Annotated in this window: 22 protein-coding genes; 13 read left to right on the top strand and 9 right to left on the bottom strand. The window is 41.1% G+C overall.

The window, feature by feature from the left end:
* The first annotated feature begins 11 nt into the window (after positions 1 to 11).
* From clpP to ppiD, 5 genes are all read left to right on the top strand, one after another.
* Entirely contained in the window at positions 12 to 629 is a 618-nt protein-coding gene (clpP, locus tag QL986_RS08360) for an ATP-dependent Clp endopeptidase proteolytic subunit ClpP (RefSeq protein WP_013465450.1), read from the top strand.
* A gap of 131 nt (positions 630 to 760) precedes the next feature.
* Complete coding sequence (gene clpX / locus QL986_RS08355) at positions 761 to 2,044, top strand: ATP-dependent protease ATP-binding subunit ClpX (protein WP_013465449.1); 1,284 nt, start codon at positions 761 to 763, stop codon at positions 2,042 to 2,044.
* A 149-nt stretch (positions 2,045 to 2,193) separates the two neighbouring features.
* Positions 2,194 to 4,554, top strand: a complete 2,361-nt coding sequence (lon, locus tag QL986_RS08350; RefSeq protein WP_013465448.1) for an endopeptidase La — start codon at positions 2,194 to 2,196, stop codon at positions 4,552 to 4,554.
* Between the two features lie 126 nt (positions 4,555 to 4,680).
* Positions 4,681 to 5,037 (top strand): HU family DNA-binding protein, encoded by a 357-nt coding sequence (locus tag QL986_RS08345; protein WP_255314649.1) that lies wholly within the window; start codon positions 4,681 to 4,683, stop codon positions 5,035 to 5,037.
* 174 nt (positions 5,038 to 5,211) lie between these two features.
* Positions 5,212 to 7,113 carry a peptidylprolyl isomerase gene (gene ppiD, locus QL986_RS08340; RefSeq protein ID WP_028834040.1) on the top strand — a complete coding sequence of 634 codons (1,902 nt, stop codon included), beginning with the start codon at positions 5,212 to 5,214 and terminating at the stop codon, positions 7,111 to 7,113.
* 51 nt (positions 7,114 to 7,164) lie between these two features.
* Here ppiD and QL986_RS08335 read toward each other — a convergent pair whose 3' ends face one another.
* From QL986_RS08335 to pspF, 6 genes are read right to left on the bottom strand one after another with little or no spacing between them, the layout of a single operon-like run.
* Positions 7,165 to 7,926, bottom strand: coding sequence for an ATP-binding cassette domain-containing protein (locus QL986_RS08335; RefSeq protein ID WP_290191456.1), 762 nt, complete (start codon positions 7,924 to 7,926; stop codon positions 7,165 to 7,167).
* Positions 7,926 to 8,918, bottom strand: coding sequence for an oligopeptide/dipeptide ABC transporter ATP-binding protein (locus QL986_RS08330; protein WP_008111028.1), 993 nt, complete (start codon positions 8,916 to 8,918; stop codon positions 7,926 to 7,928). Before QL986_RS08330 ends, QL986_RS08335 begins: the two co-directional genes overlap by 1 nt.
* On the bottom strand, positions 8,919 to 9,812 hold the full coding sequence (locus QL986_RS08325) for an ABC transporter permease subunit (protein WP_013465445.1): 894 nt from the start codon (positions 9,810 to 9,812) through the stop codon (positions 8,919 to 8,921). It lies immediately after the preceding gene.
* Positions 9,799 to 10,833 carry an ABC transporter permease subunit gene (locus tag QL986_RS08320; RefSeq protein WP_008111022.1) on the bottom strand — a complete coding sequence of 345 codons (1,035 nt, stop codon included), beginning with the start codon at positions 10,831 to 10,833 and terminating at the stop codon, positions 9,799 to 9,801. The genes QL986_RS08325 and QL986_RS08320 overlap by 14 nt, the downstream gene beginning before the upstream one ends.
* Positions 10,833 to 12,440, bottom strand: a complete 1,608-nt coding sequence (locus tag QL986_RS08315; RefSeq protein ID WP_013465443.1) for an ABC transporter substrate-binding protein — start codon at positions 12,438 to 12,440, stop codon at positions 10,833 to 10,835. Before QL986_RS08315 ends, QL986_RS08320 begins: the two co-directional genes overlap by 1 nt.
* A gap of 14 nt (positions 12,441 to 12,454) precedes the next feature.
* Positions 12,455 to 13,516: a phage shock protein operon transcriptional activator gene (gene pspF, locus QL986_RS08310; protein ID WP_013465442.1), complete on the bottom strand. Its 1,062-nt coding sequence runs from the start codon at positions 13,514 to 13,516 to the stop codon at positions 12,455 to 12,457.
* Between the two features lie 186 nt (positions 13,517 to 13,702).
* On the opposite strand from pspF, the gene pspA reads away from it, so the two are divergent.
* From pspA to QL986_RS08270, 8 genes are all read left to right on the top strand, one after another.
* Entirely contained in the window at positions 13,703 to 14,362 is a 660-nt protein-coding gene (pspA, locus tag QL986_RS08305; RefSeq protein WP_016899278.1) for a phage shock protein PspA, read from the top strand.
* A gap of 66 nt (positions 14,363 to 14,428) precedes the next feature.
* Positions 14,429 to 14,662 carry an envelope stress response membrane protein PspB gene (pspB, locus tag QL986_RS08300; RefSeq protein ID WP_008111014.1) on the top strand — a complete coding sequence of 78 codons (234 nt, stop codon included), beginning with the start codon at positions 14,429 to 14,431 and terminating at the stop codon, positions 14,660 to 14,662.
* Positions 14,659 to 15,057 (top strand): envelope stress response membrane protein PspC, encoded by a 399-nt coding sequence (gene pspC, locus QL986_RS08295; protein ID WP_013465440.1) that lies wholly within the window; start codon positions 14,659 to 14,661, stop codon positions 15,055 to 15,057. Before pspB ends, pspC begins: the two co-directional genes overlap by 4 nt.
* Positions 15,058 to 15,120: 63 nt before the next feature.
* Entirely contained in the window at positions 15,121 to 16,539 is a 1,419-nt protein-coding gene (locus QL986_RS08290) for a YcjX family protein (RefSeq protein WP_290191455.1), read from the top strand.
* The gene (locus QL986_RS08285) at positions 16,536 to 17,564 is read left to right on the top strand and encodes a TIGR01620 family protein (RefSeq protein ID WP_028834044.1); all 1,029 of its coding nucleotides are present in this window, start codon (positions 16,536 to 16,538) and stop codon (positions 17,562 to 17,564) included. Before QL986_RS08290 ends, QL986_RS08285 begins: the two co-directional genes overlap by 4 nt.
* Before the next feature lie 135 nt (positions 17,565 to 17,699).
* A complete protein-coding gene (gene megL / locus QL986_RS08280; RefSeq protein WP_290191454.1) occupies positions 17,700 to 18,881 on the top strand; it encodes a methionine gamma-lyase in 1,182 nt (393 codons plus the stop codon).
* 238 nt (positions 18,882 to 19,119) lie between these two features.
* Positions 19,120 to 19,917 carry a phenylalanine 4-monooxygenase gene (gene phhA / locus QL986_RS08275; protein WP_013465436.1) on the top strand — a complete coding sequence of 266 codons (798 nt, stop codon included), beginning with the start codon at positions 19,120 to 19,122 and terminating at the stop codon, positions 19,915 to 19,917.
* Positions 19,918 to 19,955: 38 nt separating this feature from the next.
* Positions 19,956 to 20,300, top strand: a complete 345-nt coding sequence (locus tag QL986_RS08270; RefSeq protein WP_013465435.1) for a 4a-hydroxytetrahydrobiopterin dehydratase — start codon at positions 19,956 to 19,958, stop codon at positions 20,298 to 20,300.
* 81 nt (positions 20,301 to 20,381) lie between these two features.
* On the opposite strand, the gene QL986_RS08265 is transcribed toward QL986_RS08270, so the two are convergent.
* The 3 genes from QL986_RS08265 to dapD all read right to left on the bottom strand — a co-directional run bounded on the left by QL986_RS08265 (position 20,382) and on the right by dapD (position 24,723).
* On the bottom strand, positions 20,382 to 22,412 hold the full coding sequence (locus QL986_RS08265; RefSeq protein ID WP_013465434.1) for a BCCT family transporter: 2,031 nt from the start codon (positions 22,410 to 22,412) through the stop codon (positions 20,382 to 20,384).
* Positions 22,413 to 22,642: 230 nt separating this feature from the next.
* A complete protein-coding gene (locus QL986_RS08260; protein WP_016899279.1) occupies positions 22,643 to 23,659 on the bottom strand; it encodes a tetratricopeptide repeat protein in 1,017 nt (338 codons plus the stop codon).
* A 236-nt stretch (positions 23,660 to 23,895) separates the two neighbouring features.
* The gene (dapD, locus tag QL986_RS08255; protein ID WP_013465432.1) at positions 23,896 to 24,723 is read right to left on the bottom strand and encodes a 2,3,4,5-tetrahydropyridine-2,6-dicarboxylate N-succinyltransferase; all 828 of its coding nucleotides are present in this window, start codon (positions 24,721 to 24,723) and stop codon (positions 23,896 to 23,898) included.
* Positions 24,724 to 24,732 lie beyond the last annotated feature (9 nt).

Genomic DNA, 24,732 nt, shown 5'->3' with positions numbered 1-24,732 from the left:
ATTAAATAAGTATGAACACTGGTATGACAGATCCCCTAAACGCATTAGTCCCTATGGTTGTTGAGCAAACAGCTAAAGGCGAGCGCTCGTTTGATATTTATTCGAGACTATTAAAAGAGCGTATTATCTTTTTAACGGGCCAAGTTGAAGACAACATGGCAAACCTGATCTTAGCGCAAATGCTATTTTTAGAATCAGAGAACCCAGAAAAAGATATTTTCTTATATATCAATTCACCGGGTGGCTCTGTCACTGCGGGAATGGCTATTTACGATACAATGAACTTCATTAAACCAGACGTAAGCACAATCTGTGTAGGCCAAGCGGCTAGCATGGGCGCATTTTTACTGTCTGGTGGCGCGAAGGGTAAACGTTTTTGTTTACCAAATTCACGCGTGATGATTCACCAACCGTTAGGTGGATTCCAAGGTCAAGCGTCTGACTTTGAAATACACGCAAAAGAAATCCTGTCTATTAAAGACAAGTTAAATCGCTTAATGGCTGAGCATACTGGCCAACCGCTTGACGTTGTTTCACGCGATACAGACCGTGACAATTTTATGAGTGCAAGCCAAGCTGTAGATTACGGTATTGTTGACTCAGTATTTACTAATCGCGGTAGCAAGTAAGTATGCCTGCAAGCAGTGATGCTTGCTAATGAGAGTTACTATGCGAAAAACACTAAATTTTGGTATAGTTAAAGCGTATTAAAATAGCCACCAAGACTTTGGTGGCCAACGTAATAAAATGAGGTAGCTGAATGTCTGACACTCCTACAGACGGCGACAAAAGTAATAAATTGTTATACTGCTCTTTTTGTGGCAAAAGCCAGCATGAAGTTCGAAAGTTAATTGCAGGACCTTCAGTATACGTTTGTGATGAATGTGTAGAGCTGTGTAATGATATTATCAGGGAAGAAATTAAAGACATCGCGCCTAAGCATGATGCCGCTGACAAATTACCTGTGCCAAAAGAAATTCGTAACCACTTAGACGACTACGTTATTGGTCAAGACCATGCGAAGAAAGTATTGTCTGTAGCGGTTTACAATCACTACAAGCGTTTACGCAATCAATCAACTAAACAAGACGTTGAACTAGGTAAAAGTAATATTTTATTAATTGGCCCAACCGGGAGTGGTAAAACATTATTAGCTGAAACGTTAGCTCGTTTACTTGATGTGCCGTTTACTATGGCCGATGCCACCACACTAACCGAAGCCGGTTATGTAGGTGAAGATGTTGAAAACATTATTCAAAAGCTTTTACAAAAATGTGACTACGACGTAGAAAAAGCACAACGTGGTATTGTTTACATTGATGAAATTGACAAAATTTCTCGTAAATCAGATAACCCATCAATCACACGTGATGTATCAGGTGAAGGTGTACAACAAGCCTTACTTAAACTGATTGAAGGTACAGTGGCTTCTGTTCCTCCACAAGGTGGACGTAAACATCCACAGCAAGAGTTCCTGCAAGTAGACACCTCTAAAATACTGTTTATTTGTGGTGGTGCATTTGCTGGTCTTGATAAAGTTATTGAACAGCGTAGCCACAAAAACACCGGTATTGGTTTTGGTGTTGACGTTAAAGAGTCGGCGGCGAGCCGTTCTTTGAGTGAAACATTTAAAGATGTTGAGCCAGAAGATTTAGTAAAATATGGTTTAATTCCAGAGTTTATTGGACGTTTACCTGTGGTTGCAACACTGACAGAACTTGATGAAGCCGCGCTGGTACAAATTCTAAGTGAGCCTAAAAACGCCATTACTAAACAGTTTTCAGTATTGTTTGGTATGGAAGATGTTGAGCTTGAGTTTCGTGATGATGCACTGCGTGCTATTGCTCATAAAGCAATGGAACGTAAAACCGGTGCGCGTGGCTTACGTTCAATCGTAGAAGGTGTATTGCTTGATACTATGTATGAGCTGCCTTCAATTGATAACGTTAGCAAAGTGGTTGTTGATGAAACCGTTATTAAAGGCGAGTCTGATCCTATCTTAATTTATGATAGCAGTAATCAAGAACACGCTGCGGCAGATTAAATTCTGAGCGAATTATAAAAAAAGGGAGCCAATGGCTCCTTTTTTTATAATTAATTTAATCGAGTTAACAAAAATTGTTGAACTTTAATTAGGTTATCCCCATATACTTGAGTAATCTTTAAATAAATGAAGTGCAAAGAGAAAATACAATGACGCTTGAGAGAAACGATCGAGTCGAAATCCCTGTGCTAGCACTGCGCGATGTGGTGGTGTATCCACACATGGTGATCCCGCTTTTTGTAGGCCGTGAAAAATCAATAAAATGCCTTGAAGCGGCAATGGATAAAGACAAACAAATTTTCTTAGTTGCACAAAAAGATGCAACTGTAGATGAGCCTGAGAAAGACGATATTTATCGTGTTGGGACAATTGCGACTGTACTTCAATTATTAAAGCTACCCGATGGTACAGTAAAAGTATTAGTTGAAGGCACACAACGTGCGAATATCGAAGAGTTTGTTGATAACGAAGACTTTTTCGTTGCCAATGCACAGTTTATTGAATCGGATTCAGTGAACGAACAAGAACAAGATATCTTTATTCGTAGTGCATTGAGCCAGTTTGAAGGCTATGTAAAATTAAATAAAAAAATCCCACCTGAAGTCATGACCTCGGTATCGGGTATTGATGAGCCTGCGCGTCTTGCTGACACTATGGCAGCACATATGCCATTGAAAGTGCCTGAAAAACAAAAAGTACTTGAAATATCTAGCGTTACAGAACGTTTAGAGTACTTAATGGCGCTGATGGAAGGTGAAATAGACTTATTGCAAGTTGAGAAGAAAATTCGCACACGCGTTAAAAAGCAAATGGAAAAATCCCAGCGTGAGTATTACCTCAATGAGCAAATGAAAGCGATTCAAAAAGAGTTGGGTGAAATTGATGACGTACCGGATGAATTTGAAGCGTTGAAAAAGCGCATTGAAGAGTCTGGCATGCCATCAGAAGCGAAAGAAAAAGCCACAGCTGAGTTAAATAAGCTTAAGATGATGTCGCCAATGTCGGCAGAAGCCAGTGTTGTTCGCTCGTACATAGATACGTTAATTAACGTACCGTGGAAAAAACGCTCCAAGGTGAAAAAAGACTTAGCCGGCGCGCAAAAAATATTAGATAGCGATCACCACGGCCTTGATAAAGTCAAAGAGCGCATTATTGAGTACCTCGCAGTACAACAGCGCACAAATAAACTTAAAGGGCCAATCTTATGTTTAGTTGGACCGCCAGGTGTAGGTAAAACATCACTTGGACAGTCTATTGCGCGTTCAACGGGTCGTAAATACGTTCGTATGGCACTCGGTGGCGTACGCGATGAGGCTGAGATTCGTGGGCATCGTCGTACTTACATTGGCTCTATGCCTGGTAAGTTAATTCAAAACATGACTAAAGTGGGCGTTAAAAACCCATTATTCTTGTTAGATGAAATTGACAAAATGTCAGCAGATATGCGCGGTGACCCTGCATCAGCATTGTTAGAAGTATTGGATCCTGAACAAAACAGTCACTTTGCGGACCATTACTTAGAAGTTGATTACGACTTATCTGATGTGATGTTTGTGGCAACCTCAAACAGCTTTAATATTCCAGGTCCTTTATTAGACCGCATGGAAGTGATTCGATTATCGGGTTACACCGAAGACGAAAAGCTAAATATTGCTAAAGAGCACTTAATTCCTAAGCAAATTAAGCGTAACGGTTTAAAAGCTAAAGAAGTTGAAATTGCCGACAGTGCCATCATTGGTATTATCCGTTATTACACCCGTGAAGCGGGCGTGCGTAATTTAGAGCGTGAAGTATCTAAGCTATGTCGTAAAGCGGTTAAAAATATCTTAATCGAAAAAGACACTAAAACAGTGACTATCGATGCAGATAACCTTGAAGAGTACTTAGGTGTGCAACGCTTTGATTACGGTAAAGCAGAAGACGGCGACCGTATTGGTCAAGTTACAGGCCTTGCATGGACAGAAGTAGGCGGTGACTTACTCACGATTGAATGCGCTGCAGTACCAGGTAAAGGCAAATTGACTTACACCGGCTCGTTAGGCGATGTGATGCAAGAGTCGATTCAAGCGGCGATGACCGTTGTGCGTAATCGTGCTGATGAGCTGCGTATTAATAGCGACTTTTATGAAAAACGCGATATTCACGTACACGTACCTGAGGGCGCAACACCTAAAGATGGCCCAAGTGCCGGTATTGCAATGGTAACGTGTTTGGTTTCAAGCTTAACCGGTAATGCGGTGCGCTCTGATGTAGCCATGACAGGTGAAATTACCTTACGTGGTGAAGTATTGCCTATTGGTGGTTTAAAAGAGAAATTATTAGCGGCTCACCGTGGTGGGATTAAAACGGTCATCATTCCAAAAATTAACGAACGTGACTTAAAAGAGATACCTGACAATGTATTGGCGGGTCTTGATATTCACCCAGTTACATGGATTGATGAGGTATTAAAGCTTGCTTTAGTGCATCCAGTTGATAGTTTTTCAGTCGAAACACCGAAAAAGCAGTAAAAAAGCCAAAAAAAGTGCTTTTAGGGGCTTTTCAAATCTAAACGGTATGATAAGTTAAGCACTGGTTTTCAAGCCTAGCCCTTGCAGGGCCTAGGCTTAAGAAAAATATAATCATATGAGCTTTAAATAAATGCTCAAAAATTTCAAAACAGTGATGTTAGTTTAAAAAAACAATCGCTCTTGATAACAACAATGAAAGAGGATGATATTGTGAATAAATCTCAATTAATCGATCAAATCGCAGCTGATGCTGACATTTCTAAAGCGGCTGCAGGTCGTGCACTAGATTCATTCATCGAATCTGTATCTGGCGCGCTAAAAGATGGCGACTCAGTTGCACTTGTTGGTTTTGGTACTTTCTCTGTACGTGAGCGTGCTGCTCGTGCAGGTCGTAACCCACAAACTGGTGAAACGATTCAAATTGCTGCTGCTAACATCCCAGCTTTTAAAGCCGGTAAAGCGCTTAAAGACGCAGTAAACTAATCACTGTGTAAACAAATTAGTTATGGCGAGTGAACAATACGCTTAATTATTCTAATCGATGAATTAAGTTACTTCACCGCCAGTTACTTCAAGTGAAAAAGCGTATCTGGTAAGATACGCTTTTTTTACATATGACAAGGTAGAAAAGACCTTGGTCAGAAAAGAGATAAACAAATGCTTGAGAAAATCAGAGAAGGTTCGCAAGGGCCGGTAGCCAAAGTCATTTTAGGCGCGGTGATTTTATCTTTTGCCTTAGCTGGGATCGGTAGTTACTTAGGTCAAACCACAGAACAACCCGTTGCTGAAGTAAATGGAATTAAAATTAGCCAAACAGAATTTAGCCGTGCGTTTCAAAATGAACGTAGCCGCTTAGAACAACAATTTGGTGAATATTTTACCCAAATAGCAGCCGATCCAACTTATATGGCTCAAATACGTCAAGGCGTGATTGACCGTTTAGTACAACAAGAATTACAAAGCCAGTTAGCGACTGAGCTGGGTCTGCGTGTGAGTGATGAAAGTATTCGTCAAACAATTTTAGAGCTTCCTTATTTTAAAATTGGCGATCAGTTTAATAACGACCGTTACTTACAAGTGATTCGTCAAATGAACTTCCAACCTGATTCATTTCGAGAGTACCTTCGTGATGATATGACACGTAGCCAGTTAGTGTCAGCGGTTGCAGGAACTGACTTTGCATTGCAAAACGAGCTTAAATCAGCCATTGCACTGCAACAACAAACTCGCAGCATTGATTATTTAGTCATTGATAAACAAGCAATGCAGGCTGATGTTGACGTTACTGATCAAGAAGTGGCTGATTATTACGAATTAAATGCAGGGCAATTTTTATCGCCAGAGCTTATTTCAGTTAATTACATTGAGTTAGATGCAGATGATATCGATGTTGCATCGGTAAGCGAAGACGACGTAAAAGCATATTATGAGCAGAGTAAAGCGCAATATGTTGAGCCTGAAAAACGTCGTGTATCACATATCTTAATTGATAACAGTGAAGATGACGATGCGGCAAAAGCGAAAGCTGAGTCTTTATTAGCACAGCTTAATGCGGGTGCTGATTTTGCACAATTAGCTGAATCGTCGTCAGATGATATTGTTAGCGCCGAAATGGGTGGTGACCTAGAGTGGATTGAACGTGATGTCATGGAGCCTGCATTTGAAGATGCTGCTTTTGCACTGCAAAACAAAGGTGATTACTCTGATGTAGTAGCCTCTGAATTTGGTTATCACATCATTAAACTTACAGACATTCAATCGCAGCAAGTTAAACCTTACGATGCCGTGAAAGCCGATTTACGTGCTGAACTTGAACAAGCTGAAAAAGTGGATGCGTTTTACGAGAAGCAAACAGAAATGGGTGCGTTAGCATTTGAGATTTCTGACCGCTTAGACGATGCTGCTGAAGTGGCGGGTGTTGAAGTACAATCTACACCGCTATTAGCACTGAGTGCGCTTCCTGAGCCGCTTAATAATCCTGCGGTTATAACCGCATTATCATCAGTTGAATTACTAGAAGATAAAGTAAACTCAGAAGTAATCGAACTAGGTAATGAGCACGTGATTGTGGTTCGTGTTAACGAGCATCAACCGGCTGCAACTAAAGCATTGAGCGAAGTAAGCGAGCAAATTAAAACACGCTTAGTAAACGAAAAAGCGTCGGATCTTGCTAAAGAAAAAGCACGTACCTTATTTGCACAAATCAAAGACGGTAAGAGCTTAAACGATGTTGCTGCTGAGCAGTCACTAAGTGTTCGTCAAGAGTCGCAACTTACTCGTGAAAGCTTTGCTGTTTCGCCTGCTATTGTTACTCAAGTATTTAAAATGGCGCACCCACGTGATGGCGCAGTTTATGATGTAGTTAACTTAAACAATGGTGATGCTGCCATTGTTGCGCTTAACTCAGTCACGGATGCACCTGTAAGTGACAGCATTGAGCCACAAATGAAGCAAAATATCACGATGGCCCAAGCACAGAAAAACTATACGGTATTTATTGAGTCGCTTAAGCAACAAGCGGAACTAAATGTACCAAAAGCAGCGCAACCTGCTGAATAAGTAATAGCTAAACTATAAAAGGCGCCAATTGGCGCCTTTTTTGTTTTTGTATTAACAGCTTAATAAGCGTTGAGTAACCTTTGACTGTGGGCTTTGAAAAATAGCTTCAGTGGGACCGTATTCAACAATTTCACCTTTATTGAGAACGACTAATTGGTCGCTAATATGACGCACTAAACTTAAGTGATGGGTGATCAAAATATAGGTTAAACCGGTTTCGAGCTGTAATTTAAGTAATAAGTTAACTATTTGCGCCCTCACAGAGGGGTCAAGCGACGAAAGTGCCTCATCGAGTACAACGACCTTGGGATCTAAAATAAGTGCGCGAGCGAGCGCTATACGCTGTAATTGCCCAATACTAAACATATGCGGATAGTATTGTTGATGATCAACCAGCAAACCGACCTTAAGTAAAGTACTGCCAATTTTTTCACTGCGCTGATCTTTATCAAAATCGGTATTAAATTTTAGGCAATCGTCGAGCATTTCTGCAATGGTTAATGCCGGGTTTAATGAGGTGGCCGAATCTTGAAAAATCATTCGGATATAACGGCACTGAGCATCGCGCTGGCCGTTGTTTTCAATGGTGTTATTTTCTAATAATATTTGTCCGCTGTCTGCACTGTATGCGCCAACTAACAATTTAGCGAGGGTGCTTTTTCCTGAGCCGGTTTCACCAATAATGGCAATCGTTTCACCTTTACCAATACTAAATGAGATGTTTTTTAGTACATCAAATTTTTTACGGCTAAATAAACCTGCACGCATGTTAAAGGTTTTTGACAAGGCTTGAACTTTTAACAAGGGTTGCATTATTTTACTTCCTTGATCAATGGAAAGTGACACGCGTAACTATGGCCGTGGTGTTTAGAGAGTTTAGGGGCAACCACACACTCTTTTTGTGCTTGCGGGCAACGCGGTCCTAAACGACAACCAATCGGTAAATGTTGTAGTGTAGGTATGGTGCCTTTTAATGCATAAAAAGGTTCTTTATGGGCTAAGCCGTGCTCATAATCAGGTAAGCTTTTTAATAAAGCCTGCGTATAGGGATGACGCGGTTGGCTAAAAATACGGTGCGTTGGACCCGCTTCAACCATTTGTCCGCAATACAAAACATGAATACCATGTGACCAATTTACTATTTCTTCTAGCTCATGGGAAATCATCAAAATAGACATATTCTTTAGCTGATTCAAACTTTTTAATAATCGAAATACCTGCGCACGAGTGGTACTTTCTAGTGCGGTTGTTGGCTCATCAGCAATGAGCAATTTAGGTGTACGCGCAATGGCCATGGCTATCATGACTTTTTGACACACACCTTCAGAGAGTTCATGAGGGTAGCTATCAAGCACGGCTTCATGATTTTTAATGCCCACTTTGTGTATCAGTGCTTTTACACGATCTTTACGTTCTCGGTTGCGTTTTAAGAAAAACCCTTTGGCGGCTACTTCAGGCAGTGTTTCAGCGATTTGGTTAAATATTTTTGCAGTAGGGTCAAGGCAGCGACTTGGATCTTGATAAATCATTGCAATGTCTTGGCTGACGGTTTTACGGCGCTGCTCTGGTGTGAGGCGCATTAAATCAACACCGCGCCAATGCATTCTATCGGCGGTTATAACCCAGCGTTCGTTAAGTACGCCTACAATGGCTTTTGCAATTAAGCTTTTTCCTGAGCCTGACTCTCCCACTAAGGCGTGTACTTCACCTTCTTTTAAACTAAAACTTACCCGGTCAACAGCGCGAATAGCGGTTTCAGACGTTTGCAGCTCTATGGTTAAGTTTCGAATATCTAGTAAATGCATTTAATCGGCCTTACGCGCTTGTAAAACTTTGCGAAGTCCATCGCCCACCAAGTTTGTTGAAAGAACGGCTAAAAATAGCAGTACACCCGGAAGAGCCACCGTCCATGGCGCTAAATAAATAAGCCCTAAGTTTTCGGCCAAAATAGCACCCCATTCAGTGGTCGGCGGCTGTGCGCCAAGTTTTAAAAACCCTAGCGCAGCAATATCTAAAATAGCAGTAGAGAGGGCCATAGTAAAAATAACCACAATATATTCATACACATTAGGAAAAATACCGCGCGATAAAATATGCCACTTAGAGGCCCCATCGAGCCGGTACGCTGTGACATAATCTTTACCTAGCTCATCAACGATCAGGTTTCTAATGGAATGAATAAACTGTGGTAACAGCGCTAAAATAATTGCCCAAACGGTATTCATTAACCCTGGGCCGAGTATGGCAATAATAATAATGGCCAATAATAATGAGGGGATAGACAAGGTTACATCAAGTAAATGGTTCAAAAAGCTAGAGCGTATGCCTTTGCTAATACCAGCAAATGTCCCGACTAACACGCCAATTATGGTGGTAATTAGGGCAGCCACGACCGACAAACCAAAAGTATAAGTCGCACCATTCATCAAGCGTGAAAGCACATCTCGGCCTAAGTCATCGGTGCCTAAAATAAACCGTACATCGCCCATTTCATTCCATGAAGGTGGCAGCAGTAGTGCATTACTGTGCTGTTGGTTTACTCCATAGGGCGCAAGAAACGGCGCTGTTGCAGCTAATATACTAAAGGCAATAAACACCCATAAACCCACCAAAGCAGGATGGTTATTTTTAAATTTTCGCCATAGTCTCGCTAATGGCGATTTATTTGAATCTTCTGAAAATAAATTAAACTTTGCCATGCGCTTGGTTCCGAGACAGAGGATCGAGTAGGGTGTATGTTAGTTCGGCTATAATTGTGGCAATAATAATGAAAAAAGAAACGGCCATTAACCCCCCTTGTATGGCAGGGTAGTCACGTTGATAAATACTGTCTATTAACCAACGGCCAATCCCCGGCCATGAAAAAATAACCTCGGTGATCATAGCAAGGGTGATTAAGGTGCTAAATTGCAAACCAATTTGCTTTATGACTGGCAGTAATGCATTTCTCAGGGCGTGATGAATAATAAGCTGTCCACGGTTGAGGCCTTTGGCGCGAGCTGTTTTGATAAAGTTTTGATCCATTACTTTTAACATTGACTCGCGAGTAAAGCGCACCAATACAGTGGTCGGATACATAGCCAGTACAATGGTAGGTAACGTTAGGTGATGCAGTGCATCAAGCATTGCCATGCCATTGTAGGGAAAATCAGCAAGTAAAATATCCAGTAAGATAAACCCCGTACTGGCAGGTATTTCATACAATAAGCTCACTCGCCCCGACATAGGAAACCAACCAAGTTTGAGCGAAAAAACCATAATTAGTAATAACGCGAGCCAAAAAATAGGCATAGAATAACCAACCATAGCTGTTGAGCTAATTAATTTATCAGGCCATTGTTTATGATAAGCCGATGCTAAAATCCCGACAGGCACGCCTACTACAACCGAGATGACTAACGCATAAATACTCAGCTCTAAGGTCGCTGGAATTAAATCAACCACGTGAGCAAAAACACTATCTCCTGAGGCAAACGACACGCCCCAATCGCCTTGTACTATTCGCCCAACAAAGGCAATGTACTGCATAAAGTAGTTACTGTTAAACAGGTACTTTTCTTCTAGCTGTGCATTTTGAGTAAAGTTAGTGTCTGGTATGCCGCTTAAGTTACTCAGTGGATCGCCAGGGAATAAGTAGCTCAGCGAAAAAGTAAAAATACTCAGTAATAACACCATGAAAAATAACAATCCGAGGCGGCGTAAAATATAATCGAATAACATTACTTCTTCCTCGCGTTAGCCAATGAAATAGCGCCAAATGGCCCGAGTGTGATCCCCTCAACATCAGCACTACTTGCCTGAAAACGCATGCCGTGGGCTATTGGGTATAAGGGTAATTGTTCGATGATCATACTTTGTGCAGCGTCGTAATATTGTTTACGTAAATTTAAATCGGTCGTATCGAGAGCTTTAGTTAACAGTAAATCAAATTCAGGATTACACCAGTTCGCTGGGTTTTTGCCACTGAAGGTCGCGGTGCAGCTAAGTAACGGGCTAAAAAAGTTATCAGGGTCAGGCGTATCTGCTGCCCAACCTAATAATACACTGTCGTGACGGTGCTCGCCTATGCGTTGAATAAAGGTGTTCCACTCATACTCGACAATATTAACGTTAACGCCAATTTTGCGTAAATCGCTTTGCATCAGCTCTGCCATTTTTCGTGCATTGGGGTTATAAATACGGCTGACAGGCATAGCCCAAATGCTCATATCAAACCCTTTTTCATAACCCGCTTCAGTTAATAGTTTTTTTGCCAGTTGTGGGTCGAAAATTGGCATGTTCTTTTGTGGTTCAAACGCCCACGACGTGGGTGGCAGTATTGACCGCGCACGAAGTCCATTACCGTAGTAAACTGCCTGCATTATTTTTTCTATATCAATGGCATGCACTAAGGCTTGGCGTACTTTTAAGTTATCAAACGGAGGGCGTTCGGTATTAAATGCCCAATAACCTATGTTTAAGTTGGTTTCCCTTTCAACGTTAATATCATCTCGCTGAGCTAAAATACTTAACTGTGCACTGCTAGGATGCGCAGTTACGTCACACTCTTTGGTAAGAATTTTAGCAATACGCGTGGTGCCATTAGGGGTAATGTCGTACACCAACTGCTCAAGTGCCACCTCGTGTTTCCAATAGTCAGCGTTTTTATAAAAGCGTACTAAATGGTCTCGTCGGTATTCTTTGTAAATATAAGGACCGGTGCCAACTGGATATTGATCAAATAGGTTTTCTTGGTTGTTGGCTTTGAGCGCCATGGCATATTCTTTAGAGAGCACCACTGCGAAATCGGTCGCCATATTCGCTAAAAAACTGCTTTCTGCGTTAAATAATTCAAACCGAACTTGGTGATCAGACACCCTGACAATTTTACGAATAAGTTGGTCAATACCCACACTTTGAAAGTAGGGGTAATTCGCATCACCGACAAAGTGATAGGGGTTGTATACATCAAATAAACGACTGAAAGTGAAAATGACATCATCAGCGTTAAATTCGCGTGTTGGGGTAAAATACGCGGTGGTATGAAATTTAACACCTTTACGCAGAGTAAAAGTGACAGACTTACCGTCTTTGCTAATTTTCCAGTCGGTGGCTAGTTCGCTTTTAAATTCAGCAGTCACAGGGTCAATACTAATTAACCGGTCGTACAACTGGTTAGCAATAATATCGATGGTTGATCCTGTGGTTGTGACTTGTGGATTGAACGACACAGGATTTGCCTCAGCGCAATAAACGAGGCCTTGGTTTTTTTCTTCTAAGATTTCTTCTTTACTATCAATGCAACCTACTAAACTCAATGATAATAAAGCAAGTAATAATTTATGCACCCGCACAACCTCTACTATTCCAGCAAATTGTATTTTTTCAAATAACCACGTAATTGATGATACGTTAAACCAAGTACTTCTGCAGTCTTCTTTTGATTAAATTGGCTATGTTCTAATGCTTTTTTTATTAATGTGATCTCAAATTCATTAGAGAGTGTTTTTAAGTCACAAGGAAACTCAGGTTCTGCGTTACTCAAACTCGGTGTTACAGGCGCTTCTATGGGCTGGGTATTAACAACTTCATTTTGCACAGCAACAGGGGCTTGTGTATGTTTAATACGTGCTTTAGGTCTAAAGCGGCTTTCGAATGGGTCTAAAATAATTTTATGCACAGGGATATGTTCATTGCCGTGGCGATACAGACTTCGCTCCACCACATTTTTAAGCTCACGGACATTACCCGGCCACTCATAACTGAGTAAACTTTCTTGTGCATTGCGAGTAAAGCCACTAAATAACTCCCACTCTAAGTCGCGTGCCATATTCATTGCAAATTGCTCAGCCAGTAACATAATATCGTCTTGGCGTTCGCGCAGTGGCGGTAGAGTGATTACATCAAACGCGAGCCTATCGAGTAAATCGCTTCTAAACTCACCTTGCTGCGCTAAATGGGGTAAGTCTTCATTGGTCGCACAGACTAAGCGCGTATCTACTTTAACCGTTTGTTTGCCGCCAACACGCTCAAACTCACCATACTCTATTACCCTTAATAGCTTTTCTTGCACTAGGGCAGAAGTATTTGCCAACTCATCTAAAAATAAGGTGCCGCTATTAGCCCGCTCAAATCGGCCTTCATGGCGTTTACTTGCGCCGGTAAATGCACCACTTTCATGGCCAAATAATTCACTTTCGAGTAGATTTTCGTTTAATGCCGCACAGTTGAGTTTGACGTAACTTTGATCCCAGCGCTTGGATAAAAAGTGTAAACGTGCTGCAATAAGCTCTTTACCGGTACCGCGTTCACCAATAATAAGTACGGGTTTATCTAGGTTTGCTAGCTGCGATACCTGATCAAGAACCGATAAAAAGCTGTCTGATTGGCCGAGCAAATTATCCTGTTGGCGATATTGACTCATATTTCCTAACTCTTAGTCATTTTTACTAACAGTTAGTGTATTTCATTATGATTGATAACAAAAGCAATTTGTAATTTGGATTTAACTATTTGAAATTTATTGCTATTTTAAAATTAAAAAAGTTGGCAAGCATATTGATACTAATAAAAGCAGACACATTTAGATTAAATAATAGAGGTATATGTTATGGGAATTTTTTCACGTTTTGCAGACATTGTTAATTCTAATATCAATGCCATTTTAGATAAAGCAGAAGACCCTGAAAAAATGGTTCGTCTTATTATCCAAGAGATGGAAGATACACTGGTAGAGGTACGCTCTACATCAGCAAAAACACTCGCTGAGAAAAAAGAATTAGTACGTCGCGTAGACACACTAAAAGCCCAAGTAAACGATTGGCAAGACAAAGCCGAATTGGCACTGAGCAAAGATCGTGACGATCTAGCACGCTCAGCATTACTTGAAAAGCAAAAATCAGCCGACGCAGTTGCTGCGGTAGAAAGTGAACTTGACCATGTAGAGTCTCATATTGAGAAGCTACAACAAGAGGTAACTACGCTACAAGAAAAGCTAGCAGATGCTAAGGCACGTCAAAAAGCGATTATTTTACGTCAACGCTCGGCTGAGTCGCGCCTTGAAGTTAAAAAAGCGCTTGATAGTTCTAAAGTAGAGGATGCACTTAATCGCTTTGAACGTTACGAAACCAAAATTGATGGGCTAGAATCTCAAATAGAGTCTTATGATTTAGGTAAACAAACGTTAGCTGATGAAATTGCAGACTTACAAAAGAATGAAAAGATTGATGACGAGTTAGCTGAACTTAAAAAGAAACTCGCAAATAAATAAAACGATAATATCAGGGGCCACGTGCCCCTGACATCAACATAGAATACGGATTGTCAGGAGAGGATTATGTTTGATCCAGAGATACTAGTTGCCCCCTTTATCTTGTTTATGATTTTTGTTGCGCCACTGTGGTTAATTTTACACTACCGTAGCAAAAAGCAAGTAAGCCAAGGGTTGAGTGAGCATGAGCATCGCCAATTATTGGAGCTTGCACAAAAAGCTGAGAAAATGGCTGATAGAGTAGAAACATTAGAAGCGTTGCTTGATCAAGAGTCACCTCAGTGGAGACAAAAAGTATGAACACTAAACGCGAATTATTCAGAGACCCACAACGCGGCAAAATAGCTGGCGTATGTGCCGGTTTAAGTGACTACTTTAATATGGAGTTATGGTTAGTTCGCATTATATTTGTTAGTGCGGTACTACTAACCGGTGGCCCATTATTTGTGGTAGCGTACATTGCAGCATGGTTTATTTTAGATAAAAAGCCTGCTGCAACACATAAAACGCATTCAACTTATAGTGATGACCCACTGGAAGTTAAGTTTAAAGTATGGCAAAAGGGCGAGCCACCTCGTCGTGCATTACAAGACTTAAAAGAGCGTTTAACACGTGTTGATGTTCGCTTACAAGAGATGGAACGTTACGTTACCTCAAGCGAATTTACGGTCAGTCGTGAAATTAATAAACTTTAAAGGATTGATAAGCACCTTGTTTGTAACGTGAACAATTACGGCAGATAGGGTGCAAAACACTTTATGAGCCAATCATTTGCAAAAAAGACCTTTAAAACCTTTAAAGGCAAAGCACAAAAAGCCCTGCACCGTAGTTTAGACCAACATGTTAAGCTTGCTGTAACTGGGTTGAGCGGCAGTGGTAAAACCGCGTTTATAAGTGCGTTAGTTAAGCACTTAACCTCTCAGGCGAATGACAACAACTTACCTTTTTTTGATGTGATGCGCGAGCATCGTCATATTGCCACTAAAATTGTGCCGCAAGAGGCATTAAACGTGCCCACTTTTGATTATAACCGTGCAATGAGTGCCTTACTGCCAATGGAAGGTGACCCTGCTTGGCCGGCGTCTACTGAGCGAATAAATACCCTACGCTTGGCGATTAAATACCAAAGTAATGCGGGTCTGCGAGGTCATTTTTCACCGCAATCAACGTTATACCTTGATATTATTGACTATCCAGGCGAATGGCTGCTCGATTTACCTATGCTTGAAAAAAGCTATACTGCGTGGTGTGAACAGCAATACCCATTATTAAATCAGTCTCCTCGCAGCGCTACCTCAGGCGATTTTTTACACGCCGTAGAGCAACTTGATTTACATGCGCCTGTGGATGAAAGTGAGCTTGCTAACATTGCACAACTTTATCAACGCATGCTAGTAGGGCTAAAAAAAGACACCAAACTTGCGATGTTACAACCCGGGCGAATGTTAATGCCAGGCGACTTGCAAGGTGCGCCGTTATTGTTATTTTTTCCAATTAATCCTGAAAAAATGAAAGACGATGTGGTGGCGGGTTCTAATTTAGCGCATTTAATTAAACGTTTTAATGCTTACGTGAAAGAAGTCGTTAAGCCATTTTATAATGAGCATTTTCGTCATTTTGACCGCCAAATTGTGTTGGTTGATGTACTCAGTGCATTAAATGAAGGCCATGAAACGTTGCATGAGCAAAGCCGTGTTATTAATCAATTGTTGGCACATTTTAGTTATGGGGAGTCTGGCTTTTTTAAACGTTTATTCAAACCGAATATTGATAAAATATTGTTTGCTGCTAATAAGTCAGATCACATCAGTGCTAAGCATCATAAAGCGTTAGCCTTGTTACTAGACTCGCTGGTCAAAGAGCAAAGTAATCATTTAAAGTTTGATGGTGTACAAATTGAAACTATGGCTATGTCATCAATTACCGCAACCCAACCTCGCCAAGTGGTTGATAAAGGTCAAACTCTTGATTGCGTTTACGGTAAACCTTTAAATGAGCATGAGTGGCTGACTTATTTACCACCAGAGCCGCCAAGTCGAATGCTTAATAAAAGTGAGTGGCCAGCGCAAGGGTTTGAATTTTTGTCATTTTCGCCGATGCCAAGCCCCGACAAACAACTTAAACATATTCGATTAGATCATGTGATGCAGTACCTGCTAGGAGACAAATTAACATGAGTGAGTCAACGCAACAGTTTCAAGCAGGGCGTCGTATTAATGCACAAAATATTGAGCAAAACGAGCCTGCGTTAACACCCGCTAAAATTATTGAACACGGACAAAGTGATTACATCTCTGAGCTTGAGGATGATGCGCTTGAGCCTGAAGTTGATTTAGAGCCGGTGTATAAAAAGTCAAAATGGCAAACGCTCAAAGGCTTGTTTGCGCTCAGCTTTATTATTTTAGTACTGCTAGAGTTTGGGTTTTCTATTGTGCTTGCTTATCAGCAATCGCTTATTTTGGGCAGTGTTTATTTAACCGCTGTGGTAAGCGGTGTGTTATTAATAACAAGATTGTTATGGCGAGAGTATCGGATGTTGCGCAGTTTAAAGCGTAATCAGCTGCATCGCCATGAAGCCGATAGGTTATTAAACAGTGAGCAAGTGGGTGGTGCACTCCCTTGGCTTGAAAAATTGAACAAGCACCAGCAGTTAGACAATTTTGAAAACTTTAAAAACCAAGTTGCTACGCACCATAGTGATAAAGAAATAATGACACTTTACGCTAATAGCCTACTGGTAACGCAAGACACACAAGCTAAAAAGCTTATAAACCGCTTTGCAACAGAGTCAGCCTTATTAGTCGCATTAAGCCCTCTTGCGCTGGTGGATATGATGGCGGTGTTATGGCGCGGTACAAAATTAATTGAACAAATAGGTAAAATTTATGGCATTGGTTTTGGTTACGCCAGTCGCATTAAACTCTATCGAATGCTGTTAAAACAAGTCATGTTTGTAGGCAGTGCAGAGCTTGTATCTGATTTAGCTGCCACGGCACTCAGTGCTGAGCTATTAGGCAAACTTTCAGGGCGAGCCGCGCAAGGCGTCAGTGCGGGTATATTTACAGCACGTATAGGCTATAAAGCCATGGAATTAAGCCGACCCTTACCGCGTCTTGAAAATAAACGCAGCTTGTTAAAAGGCACTGTTCAAGGGATTGCGAGTAAAATTATGAGTCGCACTAAGAGAGCGGAGAGTAAATAGTTGGCAATATTTGTGTACAGCTTTTTGAGTAAAGTTTGCACAAATAGCCATCTGAGCATCCGGCATGCTTGCGATTTAAAGTGCGGTGCGTTTTATTTATGTAATTGACACACATAATAAAAACGAGAGCACACAATGAGCAAGCATCATCCACACACCCAATGTATTCATGGCCCACAAAAAGCCAATGATCCCCATGGCGCATTAACCTCGCCATTATACCAAACATCGACATTTCATTTTGAAAATGCTGCGCAGGGTTCTGCACGGTTTGCTGGCGATGAGCCAGGTTATATTTATACGCGTTTGGGTAACCCTACCACCACTGAACTTGAACAAAAAGTGGCGCAATTAGAGGGCTGTGAGGCTGCAGCGGCAACGGCTACAGGTATGGGAGCGGTATCGGCTTCGGTACTGAGCTTTTTATCACAAGGCGATCACTTAGTTGCATCAAGTGCGCTTTATGGCTGCACCTTTGCTTTTTTTGCGCATATGTTGCCGCGTTGGGGCATTGAAGTTACCTTTGTGGATATGACCAATGAAGATGAGTTACGTGCTGCAATAAAGCCAAACTCAAAAATGATATTTGCAGAGACACCGATAAACCCAACGATGGCCGTTATTGATTTAGCACTTATTGGTGATGTAGCAAAACGGCATAATTTAATAAGTGTGGTCGACAATACCTTTTTAACGCCGCTGCTACAGTCACCTAAACAATACGGCATCGATATTATTATGCACAGTGCTACCAAGTATTTAAATGGTCACGGCGATGTAGTCGCAGGTATTGTGTGTGGATCCCTTGAGCACATTACACATATTAAAATGACGGTGTTAAAAGATATAGGCGCGACGATTAGCCCACACGATGCATGGTTAATTAACCGAGGTTTAAAAACATTAGCTATACGGGTAGAGCGTCATTGCCAGAGTGCGCAAACGATTGCTGAATATTTAGAGGCTCACCCTCAAGTGAGTAAAGTGTACTATCCTGGACTGAAGTCGCACCCAGGTCATCGGTTTATTGGTAAGCAAATGAAAGCTGCTGGCGGTGTTATTGCTTTTGAAATTAAAGGGAGTTTAACCGACGGTGAGCAGTTTATTGATAGCATGAAGCTATGTACTTTAGCGGTTAGCTTAGGCGATGCCGAAACACTTATTCAACACCCTGCATCGATGACCCATTCGCCTTACACACCCGAAGAAAGATTAGCAGCCGGAATTAGTGATGGTTTAATTCGCTTATCTGTTGGGCTTGAAGATGTTAATGATATTATTAACGATCTCAACCAAGCATTTACTAAAATATCGTAACGTGTAATTTATTGTTTACAGTGATTTCGATCTGTAAGTGCTGTTAAATGTGGGGTGTGTTTTTATCTTTGCTCTGGTGTAATTATAATTTTACGATCTGTGCAATATGCGAAAGTATTGATCTGAGTCAAGCTATTAAACTTTTGTTCACTTTTGCATAGTATGTCTACATCGAATAGCCGAGCACCTGGCTATTATTTTGACACCGATTTAGGGTTTAAACCCAAAGAAGGTATTTATGGCTAAAGCAAGTAATTACACCTCTAAAACACCAGATGAAAATGGCGTTATACATTGGAGCGATGAAGAAAATAAAATTTGGTCTGAGCTTGTAGCACGCCAACTTGCGTGCATTGAAGGCAAAGCCTGTGACGAGTACATGGAAGGGTTAAAAAAAATTAATCTACCGCATGATCGTATTCCACAGCTAAGTGAGCTAAACGAAGTGCTATTGGCAACAACAGGTTGGCAAGTAGCACCTGTACCTGCACTTATCGACTTTGATGAGTTTTTTAGACTACTGGCCAACAAGCAGTTTCCTGTTGCTACGTTTATTCGTAGCCGTGAAGAATTTGATTATTTACAAGAGCCCGATATTTTTCATGAAATATTCGGCCACTGTGCCATGCTAACAAATCCTGACTTTGCTGAATTTACGCATAAGTACGGGCAACTAGGTTACGCGGCAGAGAAAAAAGACCGCGTTTATTTAGCGCGCATGTATTGGTTTACGGTCGAATTTGGTTTGATGCAAACTGAAAAAGGATTGCGTATATACGGGGGCGGTATTTTATCAAGCCCAGGAGAAACCCAATACGTGTACTCTGATACACCAGAAATTAATCCAATGAATGTGCTAGATGTGCTGCGCACGCCATACCGTATTGATATTATGCAGCCGCTGTACTACACCATTAATTCGATTCATGATCTGTTTGAAATATCGCAAATGGATATAATGACTTTAGTTGAGCAAGCTAAGGCGCTTGGTTTACACGAGCCGAAATTTCCCCCAAAAGAAAAATTAGCTAGTTAGTTTTTTAATAAAAGTAACACTAGAATTAAGGATTTAAAATGTCTTCATTAAGTGAACAAAAATGTGAAGCCTGTCATGCAGATGCTCCAAAAGTATCAGATGCAGAATTGGCTGAATTAATTAAAAAAATCCCTGATTGGGTGCCGGAAGTACGCGACGGTATTATGCAATTAGAGCGCGTTTATAAGTTTAAAAACTTTAAGCAGGCCATTGCATTTACTAATAAAGTTGGCGATATGGCTGAAGACGAAGGCCATCACCCTGGTCTATTAACCGAATGGGGTAAAGTAACTGTTACTTGGTGGAGCCATTCAATTAAAGGTTTGCATAAAAACGATTTTATTTGTGCTGCTAAAACAGACGATGTATTTAACGCGCTGTAATTATATTTGAGTAAATAAAAAGGCACTTTACAGTGCCTTTTTTATTTTTAATTACCGTTTTACCAATACTGGCTGTATCCGTTAAGCTTTATCGGTATTTAACATGTCATCATGTTCGGCCATATCCCAAGGAAGTTCGCCTGGGCTATTACCTAGAAAGTGTAAGTAGTTCTCAAACTGATCAAGAATATCTTTCACAATATCATCTTCAGTGTAGCCATAAACATCGTATGACAGACCACCACGACGTAAAAACACGTCGGCCTTATAATACTTTTCAGCATCGTTGTTATCAGGTTTTAGCTCTGAGTAAGCAAAGCTTGGCATAGGATGCTCGGTAAGGCGAATATCATAAACAAAATCCACATGTTCATGGCGCAGTACCGTTAAATGAGCGCGACCTAAATCAGTATCAAATTCCACCACTGCATGCCATTGTCTAGATTTCAATTCTGCTTGTACGGCTTTCATTGCCTCAACTACCACGCTACCAATAAAAGTATGTACTTTTTCTTTATTAGGGTAATTGACCATAGCCGCTAAACGGCGTTTCCAGTGAGACAAGTTAATGTTGCGGCTATTAAGAGTATGTGCTTGCAAGCTAGTGTCTCGATGGCCTTCAATTTTTAGAGCTCGCCAAAGCCCCGCCGTGGCAATTAGCATAATAATAGCAAAGGGTAAGGCACTGGCTATGGTCATGGTTTGCAGCGCACTTAGTCCGCCTGCCACTAATAAAACAGCCGCCACAGCACCTTCAAGTACCGCCCAAAACACGCGTTGCCAAGCTGGAGTATTAATGCTTCCTCCAGAGGCGAGTGAATCAATGACTAAAGAGCCTGAATCAGATGATGTAACAAAAAAAGTTATGATCAAAATGACAGTGAGCAGTGAAATGAAAAATGACAGTGGTAACACTTCAAATAATTGAAATAATGCGACGGCATGATTTGCTTGTACATCGCCAATAAGGGTATCAAATCCCTCATTCATAATTAAGTTAAGTGCGGTATCACCAAAGACTGAAAACCATAAAAAGGTAAAAATAGTGGGAACTAACATTACCCCAACAACAAATTGTCGGATGGTTCTTCCGCGGCTAATTTTTGCGATGAACATACCCACAAACGGTGCCCACGCAATCGTCCAGCCAAATATAAATAAGGTCCAGTTACCAATCCAATCACTGCGGCTGTATGCCTGTAAATTAAAGGTACGTTCAACAATGCCGCTTAGGTAACTGCCGGTATTTTGTAAAAATGATTCTAGAATATGGATAGTCGGGCCGATAAAAAAGACAAAGGCCATTAATGAGATGGCCAATGCCATGTTTATAATTGATAATCGCTTAACCCCTTTATCCATCCCGGCCACTACTGAGAGCGTAGCTGCGGCAGTAATAACGGCAATCGCGGTAATTTGCACTGTGGTATTAATAGGGATGTTTGGCCATAAGTAATGTAGGCCAGCATTTATTTGTGTAACCGAAAGCCCTAGTGTAGTGGCAATACCAAATAAAGTACCTAATATGGCAAATACATCCACAGTATGGCCGATTGGGCCATAAATTTTATCTCCAATAAGTGGATACAAGGCAGAGCGAATAGACAGTGGTAAGCCATGGCGAAATGCAAAATAAGCAAGCACTAAACCAACAATTCCATAGATAGCCCAAATATGAAATCCCCAATGGAAAAAGGCAATTTGCATTGCCTGCTTGGCGGCATCAACGGTTTCAGCCGCCCCCGATGGCGGGGATGCGTAATGCAGCACAGGTTCAGCAACACCAAAATAAAGCAGTGCCACGCCATAACCGGCAGAAAAGAGCATGGCAAACCATTCACCAAAGCTGTATTGTGGCTCTGCATGATCAGGGCCTAATTTTATATTCCCCCAACTAGAAGCCGCGACCGAGACAATAAATACCAAGAAAATAGCGACAGACAACATATAAAACCAGCCAAAGGTTTCAGTAATCCACGCAAGGGCAACACTAAATGCCTGACCAGCGAGTTCAGGGTTACTACTTGTACCAATCACCAAAAGTAGAATAATAAATACTGCGGGCAAAAATACAGGTAGCAAAATGGTTGAGCGTAAAGCAGTTTTTGTCATATTAATCCTTAATATTAATTGCTAACTTTCAAGTATGCCTGACTACCTTATTATAAATTCACTAGGGTTGGCTAATTTTGCAGCTTAAAAATGTCACTTTTTTAAATTAAAGTTAATATATACAGCAGCTTGGTTTTAAAAAAGAAAGTAAGAGAAAGTTGATGCGAGAGTATTAAAGTATTTATTTTAGAGGGGTATAGCCTTATATAGACTAAGGACTAATTCGAGCCTTAGCGTTTCCAATCACATTGCTTTACCAGCTCAAACCAAGGGCTGGTAAAGTCCTTAGCGACAATAGGAGCGGGTAAGGCTACAGCTACATCTAGTTTGTTGGCTAAATAGCGCGCGACCAGTTGTTTCATTTTATCGCTTTCTAATTGCTCATACGCTGTTTGTAACTGTTGTTTGTCTTTTTGGCTTATAAAACCACCGGTCAAATTTTTGTAGCCTATTTCAAGCCAAAAAAGTAATGCTTGTTTCGCTTCATTGGGAAAGGCATGGGTTAATGTGGCCGTTGGGCTATAGAGTCGCTCAAAATTAATTTGCTGCTCTTGAATCAAAAAAACCATTAATAAATTAAGCCCGGTTGAGATTTGCCCCGCGCGTTTATCAATGTTTTGGTTATTTCTTAATGCACTTCTAAAATAGCGCTCAGCTTCGGGTACATTGCCCTCATCCAGGGCTAAATAACCTAAGTTACTTTCTATCAGTGCGGTTACATTGGGAAGCTGTAATTGTGTGGTGATCTTATGACTGTCGAGGTATAAAGCACGCGCTTTTGCAAAGTCATCTTGCGAGCGAGCAACCAATGCCATACTGTTGGTGAGTGTTAAGCGTTGACGATCGTTTTGCGCATATTTGTAAGCACATTTAAATGAGTACTGGGCATCGTCTAAATATTCTGCATGGCGAAGCCATATTCCCAAGGCACTCATAATGGTGGTCAGTTTTTGTTTGAAATAATCAGTTTGATGATGCTGAAATATTGCGTCAATCGATGTATAAAGCTCGTCATAGTGACTTGTAGGTACTGCTGTACGGGCATAGATAAGGTGCCAGCGGATAAATAATTCTGGCGGCATGAGTTGTAACCCTGTGAGGTTTTCTAAAATAGTAATAGATTGAGCTGGATTAACAGTAAGATAATCTTCGGCTTCGTCTAATTTTTTTTCAAAGGTATTGAAGTCATTAGCAAAGACGTGTTTTGAACATAATAATATCAACCAACTTATTACAAAAAGCCGCAACAACTTAACCTCGACAATCGAACTATGCGTTAATTCACTATAGTTGTAGGCATCTAACAAAGCAACGCAATTGCGATGAGCATACTCAACGATGTGGCTATCTGCTATAGCTAAAAAACAAAAAAGCCTTAAACCCAGAAGGATTTAAGGCTTTTAAAGATTCAATTAAAGTTTAGCTAAAGTACTTAACTTTAAAAGTATCGTTGGGTTTCGTTTCACTCAATCCAAGCACCGTATTACTCATCAATCGAGCGCAGTAGGGCATTAATGCCCACTTTTTCGCGAGTTTGTTTATCTACTTTTTTCACAATAATAGCCGCATACAAGCTATGGCTGCCATCTTTTGAAGGCAGTGCACCTGGAACCACAACAGCGCCGGCAGGTACGCGGCCATAGTGAATTTCACCGGTTTCACGGTCGTAAATACGGGTACTTTGGCTAATGTAAACACCCATTGAAATAACGGCGCCTTCTTCAACAATTACGCCTTCAACAATTTCTGAACGTGCGCCAATAAAACAGTTGTCTTCAATGATGGTAGGATTCGCTTGTAACGGCTCTAAAACGCCGCCTATGCCTACGCCGCCAGATAAGTGTACGTTCTTGCCAATTTGAGCACATGAGCCCACTGTCGCCCATGTATCAACCATGGTGCCATCGTCAACAAATGCACCTATGTTTACGTACGATGGCATTAATACGACATTTTTACCTACAAAGCTGCCTTTACGAGCAACGGCGTTGGGCACGACACGCATGCCGCCTTGCTGAAATTGCTCCGGCGTGTAGTCGCTAAATTTAAGCGGTACTTTGTCGTAAAATTGGTTTACGCCGTCGTTCATTGGCTGATTTTCACGAATTCTAAATGAAAGTAGTACTGCTTTTTTAAGCCACTGGTGAACAACCCATTCGCCTGAAATTTTCTCTGCAACGCGAGCAGCGCCGCTATCTAATAGCTCAAGCGCATCTATAATCGCTTGTTTAACATCGCTTGATACTGTAGCAGGGCTAATGCTGTCGCGGTTATCCCACGCATTTTCAATCATGGTTTTTAAATCTGACATAGTGTCCTC

The sequence above is a fragment of the Pseudoalteromonas sp. APC 3250 genome, from assembly GCF_030407915.1.
In the GTDB taxonomy this organism is placed as follows: Bacteria; Pseudomonadota; Gammaproteobacteria; order Enterobacterales; family Alteromonadaceae; genus Pseudoalteromonas; species Pseudoalteromonas tetraodonis.
Note: the sequence above shows the minus strand (reverse complement) of the source record. Positions and strands in the feature narration are given on the sequence as shown.

What these genes read in the sequence shown, in the direction of transcription:
- clpP (WP_013465450.1), top strand. Translation starts at nt 12, where the DNA reads ATGAACACTGGTATGACAGATCCCCTAAACGCATTAGTCCCTATGGTT.
- clpX (WP_013465449.1), top strand. Translation starts at nt 761, where the DNA reads ATGTCTGACACTCCTACAGACGGCGACAAAAGTAATAAATTGTTATAC.
- lon (WP_013465448.1), top strand. Translation starts at nt 2,194, where the DNA reads ATGACGCTTGAGAGAAACGATCGAGTCGAAATCCCTGTGCTAGCACTG.
- ppiD (WP_028834040.1), top strand. Translation starts at nt 5,212, where the DNA reads ATGCTTGAGAAAATCAGAGAAGGTTCGCAAGGGCCGGTAGCCAAAGTC.
- QL986_RS08335 (WP_290191456.1), bottom strand. Translation starts at nt 7,926, where the DNA reads ATGCAACCCTTGTTAAAAGTTCAAGCCTTGTCAAAAACCTTTAACATG.
- QL986_RS08330 (WP_008111028.1), bottom strand. Translation starts at nt 8,918, where the DNA reads ATGCATTTACTAGATATTCGAAACTTAACCATAGAGCTGCAAACGTCT.
- QL986_RS08325 (WP_013465445.1), bottom strand. Translation starts at nt 9,812, where the DNA reads ATGGCAAAGTTTAATTTATTTTCAGAAGATTCAAATAAATCGCCATTA.
- QL986_RS08320 (WP_008111022.1), bottom strand. Translation starts at nt 10,833, where the DNA reads ATGTTATTCGATTATATTTTACGCCGCCTCGGATTGTTATTTTTCATG.
- pspF (WP_013465442.1), bottom strand. Translation starts at nt 13,516, where the DNA reads ATGAGTCAATATCGCCAACAGGATAATTTGCTCGGCCAATCAGACAGC.
- pspA (WP_016899278.1), top strand. Translation starts at nt 13,703, where the DNA reads ATGGGAATTTTTTCACGTTTTGCAGACATTGTTAATTCTAATATCAAT.
- pspB (WP_008111014.1), top strand. Translation starts at nt 14,429, where the DNA reads ATGTTTGATCCAGAGATACTAGTTGCCCCCTTTATCTTGTTTATGATT.
- pspC (WP_013465440.1), top strand. Translation starts at nt 14,659, where the DNA reads ATGAACACTAAACGCGAATTATTCAGAGACCCACAACGCGGCAAAATA.
- QL986_RS08290 (WP_290191455.1), top strand. Translation starts at nt 15,121, where the DNA reads ATGAGCCAATCATTTGCAAAAAAGACCTTTAAAACCTTTAAAGGCAAA.
- QL986_RS08285 (WP_028834044.1), top strand. Translation starts at nt 16,536, where the DNA reads ATGAGTGAGTCAACGCAACAGTTTCAAGCAGGGCGTCGTATTAATGCA.
- megL (WP_290191454.1), top strand. Translation starts at nt 17,700, where the DNA reads ATGAGCAAGCATCATCCACACACCCAATGTATTCATGGCCCACAAAAA.
- phhA (WP_013465436.1), top strand. Translation starts at nt 19,120, where the DNA reads ATGGCTAAAGCAAGTAATTACACCTCTAAAACACCAGATGAAAATGGC.
- QL986_RS08270 (WP_013465435.1), top strand. Translation starts at nt 19,956, where the DNA reads ATGTCTTCATTAAGTGAACAAAAATGTGAAGCCTGTCATGCAGATGCT.
- QL986_RS08265 (WP_013465434.1), bottom strand. Translation starts at nt 22,412, where the DNA reads ATGACAAAAACTGCTTTACGCTCAACCATTTTGCTACCTGTATTTTTG.
- dapD (WP_013465432.1), bottom strand. Translation starts at nt 24,723, where the DNA reads ATGTCAGATTTAAAAACCATGATTGAAAATGCGTGGGATAACCGCGAC.